This is a genomic window from Streptomyces niveiscabiei (assembly GCF_001419795.1).
GTDB lineage: Bacteria > Actinomycetota > Actinomycetes > Streptomycetales > Streptomycetaceae > Streptomyces > Streptomyces niveiscabiei.
The window spans coordinates 1-6700 of record NZ_LIRL01000736.1 but is presented as its reverse complement, the minus strand read 5'-3'; the positions used below and the strand labels follow the sequence as shown (position 1 = coordinate 6700).

General features: G+C 68.6%; 4 protein-coding genes. 2 read left to right on the top strand and 2 right to left on the bottom strand.

Going from position 1 to position 6700, the window contains the following annotated elements; translation table 11 throughout:
* Window positions 1-171 precede the first annotated feature (171 nt).
* Window positions 172-1602 (bottom strand): argininosuccinate lyase, encoded by a 1431-nt coding sequence (gene argH, locus AOK24_RS32250; protein ID WP_055723566.1) that lies wholly within the window; start codon window positions 1600-1602, stop codon window positions 172-174.
* A gap of 80 nt (window positions 1603-1682) precedes the next feature.
* Window positions 1683-2876, bottom strand: a complete 1194-nt coding sequence (locus AOK24_RS32245; protein WP_055723565.1) for an argininosuccinate synthase — start codon at window positions 2874-2876, stop codon at window positions 1683-1685.
* A 224-nt stretch (window positions 2877-3100) separates the two neighbouring features.
* On the opposite strand from AOK24_RS32245, the gene AOK24_RS32240 reads away from it, so the two are divergent.
* Together AOK24_RS32240 and AOK24_RS32235 are read left to right on the top strand one after the other, a co-directional pair.
* Window positions 3101-4003 carry a hypothetical protein gene (locus AOK24_RS32240; RefSeq protein ID WP_055723564.1) on the top strand — a complete coding sequence of 301 codons (903 nt, stop codon included), beginning with the start codon at window positions 3101-3103 and terminating at the stop codon, window positions 4001-4003.
* A 229-nt stretch (window positions 4004-4232) separates the two neighbouring features.
* On the top strand, window positions 4233-6700 hold a 2468-nt coding region (locus AOK24_RS32235), incomplete at its 3' end, for an HD domain-containing protein (protein WP_206191295.1).

The window sequence follows — 6700 nt, the reverse complement described above, 5'->3', positions numbered from 1 at the left end:
GTGCCCCTTCGACCCCCTTCGCCTACGGGGGTGGGGGCTCGGTTCGTGGGCGGGTGCGGGTGGTCTTTGGTTGAGCGCGCAGTTCCCCGCGCCCCTGAAGAGGGAAGGGGCCTTCGGCCCTTCCCTCTTCAGGGATCCGGTTCCGTTTCCGGGGGTGCTTCCGTTGCGGGGTTACTTGTTTTTGGCCTCTGCCCAGTTGTGTTGTTCTGCCACGTCTGACTTGAGCTCTGCCAGTTGGATCGCCACCGCGCTGGGGGCCGTGCCGCCTCGGCCGTTGCGGGAGGCCAGGGCTCCGGGGACGTTCAGGACCGTGCGGACCTCTGGGGTTAGGTGGGGGGAGATCTTGGCGAACTCTTCGTCTGTGAGGTCGTTCAGTTCCTTCGACTGGGACTCTGCGGCCTTGACGCATTCGCCCGCTACCTCGTGGGCCACGCGGAAGGGGACACCCTGTTTGACCAGCCATTCCGCGATGTCCGTGGCCAGGGAGAAGCCGGCGGGGGCCAGTTCTTCCATGCGGTCCCGGTGGATCGTCAAGGTGGCGATCATGCCGGTGAACGCGGGGAGGAGGACTTCGAGTTGGTCGCAGGAGTCGAAGACCGGTTCTTTGTCTTCCTGGAGGTCTCGGTTGTAGGCCAGGGGGAGGGCCTTCAGGGTGGCGAGGAGGCCCGTCAGGTTGCCGATCAGGCGGCCTGATTTGCCTCGGGCCAGTTCCGCGATGTCCGGGTTTTTTTTCTGCGGCATGATCGACGAGCCTGTGGAGAACGCGTCGTGGAGGGTGACGAAGGAGAACTCCTTCGTATTCCAGATGATGATCTCCTCGGCGATCCGGGAGAGGTTGACGCCGATCATCGCCGTGATGAAGGCGAACTCGGCGACGAAGTCGCGGGAGGCCGTGCCGTCGATGGAGTTGCCGGAGCTGCCGTGCTCGAAGCCGAGGTCCGCCGCGACCGACTCGGGGTCGAGGCCGAGGCTGCTGCCGGCAAGGGCGCCGGAGCCGTACGGGGAGACGGCCGTACGGGCGTCCCACTGGCGCAGGCGCTCGGCGTCGCGGGTGAGGGGCTGGACGTGGGCCAGCAGGTGGTGGGCGAAGAGGACCGGCTGGGCGTGCTGGAGGTGCGTGCGGCCGGGCATCGCGACGTCCGGGTGGGCCTCCGCGAGGGCGATCAGCGCGTCCTGGAGGTCGGCGATGAGGCCGCCGAGGATGCGGGCGTGGTCGCGGAGGTACATGCGGAAGAGCGTCGCGACCTGGTCGTTGCGGGAGCGGCCCGCGCGGAGCTTGCCGCCGAGGTCGGGGCCGAGGCGCTCCAGGAGGCCGCGCTCCAGGGCGGTGTGGACGTCCTCGTCGGCGATCGTGCCGACGAACTCACCCGACGCGACGTCCGCTTCGAGCTGGTCCAGCCCGGCGATCATGCGCGTGAGTTCGTCCGCCGTGAGGAGGCCCGCCTTGTGCAGGACGCGCGCGTGGGCGCGGGAGCCGGCGATGTCGTAGGGCGCCAGACGCCAGTCGAAGTGGACGGACGCGGACAGCTTCGCCAGGGCCTCGGCGGGACCGTCGGCGAAACGGCCGCCCCAGAGCCGTACGTCACCGCTGTTGCTGCTCACTGCACTTGCTCCTCAAAGCTGATGATGTGCCACCGCCTCCCCAACGCGGGTGCGTGGGGAGGCGGTTGTCACGCTATCGGTTACGCGAGGTCCCGCTTGGCGGCGATCTTCGACGACAGGCTGTAGATGTCGATGAAGCCCTTGGCGGCGGCCTGGTCGAACGAGTCGCCCGTGTCGTACGTGGCCAGGTTGAAGTCGTACAGCGACGTGTCCGAGCGCCGGCCGGTGACGACCGCGCGGCCACCGTGGAGGGTCATCCGGATGTCGCCGTTGACGTGCTGGCTGGCCTCGTCGATGAAGCCGTCCAGGGCGCGCTTGAGCGGGGAGAACCACTGGCCGTCGTAGACCAGTTCGCCCCAGCGCTGCTCGACCTGCCGCTTGTAGCGGGCGAGTTCGCGCTCGACGGTGACGTTCTCCAGCTCCTGGTGGGCCGTGATGAGGGCGATCGCGCCCGGAGCCTCGTACACCTCGCGGGACTTGATGCCGACGAGACGGTCCTCGACCATGTCGATCCGGCCGATGCCCTGGGCGCCGGCGCGCTCGTTGAGCTGCTGGATGGCCTGGAGGACGGTGACGGGCTTGCCGTCGATGGCGACCGGGACGCCCGCCTTGAAGGAGATGACCACCTCGTCGGCGTCGCGGGCGACGGCCGGGTTCTGGGTGTACTCGTAGATGTCCTCGATCGGGGCGTTCCAGATGTCCTCCAGGAAGCCCGTCTCGACCGCGCGCCCGAAGACGTTCTGGTCGATGGAGTAGGGGGACTTCTTGGTGGTCGCGATCGGGAGGTTCTTCTCCTCGCAGAACGCGATCGCCTTGTCACGGGTCATCGCGTAGTCGCGGACCGGGGCGATGCACTTGAGGTCGGGGGCGAGGGCGACGATGCCGGCCTCGAAGCGGACCTGGTCGTTGCCCTTGCCGGTGCAGCCGTGGGCGACCGTGGTGGCGCCGTGCTTCTGGGCGGCGGCGACGAGGTGCTTGACGATCGTCGGCCGGGAGAGCGCGGAGACCAGCGGGTAGCGGTCCATGTAGAGGGCGTTGGCCTTGATCGCGGGGAGGCAGTACTCCTCGGCGAACTCGTCCTTCGCGTCGGCCACTTCGGCCTCGACGGCGCCGCACGCGAGGGCGCGCTTGCGGATGACGTCCAGGTCCTCGCCGCCCTGGCCGACGTCGACCGCGACGGCGATGACCTCGGCGCCCGTCTCCTCGGCGATCCAGCCGATGGCGACGGAGGTGTCCAATCCGCCTGAGTAGGCGAGTACGACGCGCTCGGTCACGGGTTTCTCCTCACAGTGCATTCGCTGACATGCATGAGTATGCAGAACTCTGCATGGTTCGTCAATCTGGGTCTTGAGTGCGTTCACTCACCCGTCCCGGCTGTGAAGATCTCTTGGGCCGCGTTTGGGGAGACGTTGAACAACGGCAACCGCTTGCTCGTACTTCCCGACGAACGCAGGCGCCGCGTTGAACACCCACTTCCTGACCCAAGTGAGGCATCTCCATGTCCAGGGCTCTCCCCAAGTACAACAAGCGTCGCGTCGGCCTCATCGGCGGCGCCGCCGCGGTCGTGCTCTCCGGCGCCGTCATCGCGGGTACCGCCCTCGCCGGGCAGGACTCGTCCGACAACAACGCGACGAACGCCAAGACGCTCGCGGCGAGCCCAGGCACGATCAGCTGCCCGGACGTCGCGTCGCAGCTCCCCGCGATCCCCGCGTCCGCGCAGGCCGAGGTCGACCGCAACCTCGCCCTGCTCCAGACGCAGATCAACGAAGCCAACGAGCGGCTCGTCAAGACCGTCGGCCAGGGCGGGCCCAACTTCGTGCAGAACGCCATCAACGGGCCGCTGGAGGACAAGCGCGTCGCGACGATCAACCGCATCGCCACCGCGATCGGGCGTACGGCTGAGAAGCCGGTCGGCCTGGACGCGCTCGCGCCCTGCACGGTCAACGCGGGTGGCGGGAACGGCGCCGGGAACGCCGGTGAGGGTGCTGGGAACGCGGGCGAAGGTGCCGGGGACAACGGCGCGGGTGCCGGGAACAACGCGGGCAACGAGAACGCGGGCAACAACAACGCCGGCAACAACAACGCGGGCAACGAGAACGCCGGTGGTGCCGGTGCGATCTCCTGCCCGGACGTCGCCTCGCAGCTCCCCGCGATCCCCGCGTCCGCGCAGGCCGAGGTCGACCGCAACCTCGCCCTGCTCCAGACGCAGATCAACGAAGCCAACGAGCGGCTCGTCAAGACCGTCGGCCAGGGCGGGCCCAACTTCGTCCAGAACGCCATCAACGGGCCGCTGGAGGACAAGCGCATCGCGACGATCAACCGCATCGCCACCGCGATCGGCCGCACCGCCGAGAAGCCGGTCGGCCTGGACGCGCTCGCGCCCTGCACCGTCAACCAGTGACGTGACAGGACGCAGTGGCCGCCCCGAGGAAACGCCGGCCGGGGCGGCCACTGCGGTGTTTGGGGGCAGGGCGGGTCTTGAGGTCGAGGCGTGTTCGGGGCGGGGTCCGTTCGGGGGCACTCAGGTGAAGTGACGCCCCTTTTCCCTGTGTTGCTCAGCTTCCCGGTGTTGCTCAGCCGCGCGCACCGTTTGCCATCATGTTCTCTCTGCTCGGGGAGGGGACGGGGACATGGTGCAGGCGCGCAGGGCTCTGCTCATCGGGGTCGGGCGGGCGCCCGAGACCGTCGGGGTGCTGGAGCCGCTTGAGGAGACGGTCGGTTCCGATCTCCGGCTGCTGGAGACGACGTTGCGGGCGTCGGGGTACGACGTCGAGGTGCTGTCCGACGCCGGGCGCAGTCGGATCAAGGTGACGATCGACCAGACGGCCCGTCAAGTTCCGTCCGGTGGGACGCTGTTGGTGTATTTCAGCGGGCACGGTGTGCGGGTCGGGGGTGCCGACTATCTCGTCCCCTCCGATGCGATCGCCCCTGCGGACGGGGTGTGGAGCGAGGTGCATCTCGACTCCCTGGTCTCCGCCAACATCAGCCCCCTGCTGAAGGGTTGTGCGGCCGAGACCGTTCTGTGGTTCGTCGACGCGTGCCGTAACGAGCTCGACGGTGAGGCGTTCGCCAATCAGGCGGTCAGCGGTCCGCCTCGGGGCGGGTTCGCGTTCATGGCCGGGTGTTCCGCCGGGGAGTTCAGCGGGTCCACGCCCGAAGGGAGCTTCTTCACCCGGGGGTTGGCCGAGGCGCTCGGTCCGATGACGCCGGCCCGGTCCGTGGAGGACGTCCTCGCCGCCGCCCGCGCCGCCACCGTCAAGGCCGCTCGGCGGCACGGGGTGCGGCAGAGTCCGTGGTTCCAGTACGGGTCCTTCGAGGAGGACCGGACCAGGAAGACGGAGATCTGCGAGGGCCGGGCGCTGCTGGAGGCGTGGCAGGAGGCCGTTCGGGGGACGCCCCTGTGGGAGTACGTCCCGGAGGGTGAACGGGCTTCTCTGGTAGGGGTGTTGGAGGAGTTCGCCGAGGACTGCGCTCGGCGTGTGCACCTGGCCCAGGAGCGGTGGTCCGAGGCCGATCCGTGGGGCGACGACTTGTTCCCGGTACGGGTGTTGCGTGACCGGCTGCCCTCGCTGTTGCCGTCGGGCGCGGCCTTGTCCGTCGTCGAAGTGGTCGCTCTGGTCGCCGCGCCGTTCCTCCATGAGGTGGCCTGGGCTTCACGGTTGAGTCAGGCCGTCGAGGTGGAGCCCTCCGACGTCGAGCGGCGGGGCGGGAGTGCTCATCGGCTGCACTACGAGCAGATCGTGGAGCAACACGGGCGGGTCGCGCGGAAGTTGGTGGACTGCCGGGGGCGCGGGCGGGTCGAGGATGTCGCCGCGTTGACGATGTGGCTCGTTCATCGGTGGATCGCGGATCTGTCCGAGACGGAGGACGAGGCCGTGCCGGTGGGTGCCGTCTCGCTCGCGGGGAGGCTCGGGCTCGCGGAGGATCGGGCGCAGGATCTCGGGGAGTTGCTGGGGGTGGTGGCCTCCGGGGTGGGGTCCGATGAGGCGGTCGAGTCGTGGGGTTCGCGGAAGGTTCTGGTGCCGGGCAAGGGGCATCAGGTGTTGCGGGTCGGGGAGTTGGGGGTGTTGTTGCGGCTCGCCGCTCTGCTGGCCGTGGATGTCCGGGTGCTGCCTGATGTGGTGGCGGATCATCTCGCCGTTTCCGATGCGGTGCTGCCCCAGCAAGTGGTCGGTGTCGCGCGGGAGTTGAGTTGGCACCGGGAGGGGGACTCGCTGCACCTCGACGCGCTCTGTCCTCATCAGGCCGTGCACGCGGCGCTGGCCGAGGTCGTCGAGGAGGCCGATCGCGTCGCCGGGCGGGCTTCCCGGAGCGGGCTCCTCGCTGACGTACCCGGGCGGGTCACCGACCGGGATCTGCGGCCGTCCCGGGTGGGCGGCAGGGAGTCCTACGAGGTTCCTCTGCTCCGGTTTCATCTCGCGCAGACCGAGGTGCGGGATTTGTTGATGGGTGAGCAGCTTTACGGGGGTGAGCCCGAACTCGCTCTTCGGGAGCTTTATCAGAACGCCATGGACGCTTGCCGCTATCGCGGAATGCGCTGGAAATATCTGGACAGCGTCGGGGCTCATCCCGCCGAGTGGAGCGGGCGGATCGTTTTCACGCAGGGGGAGGACGAGCGGGGGCGGTACGTGGAGTGCCGTGACAATGGCGTGGGGATGAGTGCGGAGCAGCTCAAGCAGACGTTCACCCGGGCGGGGAGCCGGTTCGAGAGGTCCACTTCTTTTCGGCGGGAGCAGTCGAAGTGGCTGCGGCACGATCCGGAGTTGCGGCTGTATCCCAACAGCCGGTTCGGGATCGGGGTGTTCAGTTACTTCATGCTCGCGGAGGAGATGAGCATCGTCACGCGGGTGGTGAGTCCTGAGGGAATTCCGGCTGACCACGCGCTTCGGGTGGAGATTCCGAGCAGCGGGAGTCTTTTTCGGGTTCAGCGGCATGACGGTGCCGATGACGGGATGGCCGAGGGGGGTACTCGGGTCCGGTTGTACGTGCGGGATGAGGAGCGGCTTCGGGATCTGTCGTGTGTCCGGGTGCTGCACGATCTGGTGTGGGTGAGCGAGTTCCGGCTGGAGGCCCGGGACGGGGGCGGGCGGGAGCAGGT

Bases quoted from the DNA above. Each gene is read 5' to 3' on its own strand.
- AOK24_RS32240 (WP_055723564.1), top strand. From the start codon at position 3,101: ATGTCCAGGGCTCTCCCCAAGTACAACAAGCGTCGCGTCGGCCTCATC.